Below are 609 nucleotides of genomic sequence, written 5' to 3'. Positions count from 1 at the left end.
AGAAGTGTCGACAACACAGCCGAAGCGCCAGCATCCGTCAAGCGCTATCGCACCTCGATTCGGGCTCAATTGTGACAGTTTCGGCTGGTGCATGACCCCCAAAATCGAAATCGATTTTCGGAAAGGGTCATGCACAAAAAACAGGCGCAGCTCAGCTGGCCATCCCGGCCAGAAGCTGGCTGTAGGCGATTTTGGCCACCGCAGTCAGCTGCGCGCGCGGCAGCGAGCCGACGACGGCGCAGCCATAGCCCTTGTCCAGCCAGTAGACGGCTTCGGGGCCGTTCTCTTCCGACCCATAGGTGCCCTTGGCCTTCTCGGCCGATTCAGCCGTGACGAACAGCGAGATGCGCTCGCCCTTGTCGTCCTCATAAAGCAGCATCGCAGCCTTGCTCTCGCCAGCAGGCAGCAGCCGGCCGCCGACGAGTTGGAACCCTTCCGCCACCAGATCCGGTGCGACCAGCTTCAGGCCGACCCTATTGGACAGCCAAGTCTGCAGATGATCCTTGTCGCTGGCGGGCACTTCCACCGCATGCCGCTGCTCGGCGGCATAGATGACATGGGCTGCGATCGCCTGCTCGGCGAGCTGGTCCTCGGCCGGCTCTTCCAGAC

Annotated in this window: 1 protein-coding gene; it reads right to left on the bottom strand. The window is 62.4% G+C overall.

Annotated elements, in window-relative coordinates; all coding sequences use genetic code 11:
* Positions 1-151: 151 nt before the first annotated feature.
* The coding region (locus EOA85_RS36740) for an anti-sigma factor (RefSeq protein ID WP_164760198.1) at positions 152-609 on the bottom strand (458 nt) is incomplete at its 5' end.

The sequence above is a fragment of the Mesorhizobium sp. M5C.F.Ca.IN.020.29.1.1 genome, assembly GCF_003997375.1.
Lineage (GTDB): Bacteria > Pseudomonadota > Alphaproteobacteria > Rhizobiales > Rhizobiaceae > Mesorhizobium > Mesorhizobium wenxiniae.
The sequence above is the reverse complement of the archived record's forward strand: the minus strand, read 5'-3'. Positions and strand labels throughout refer to the sequence as shown.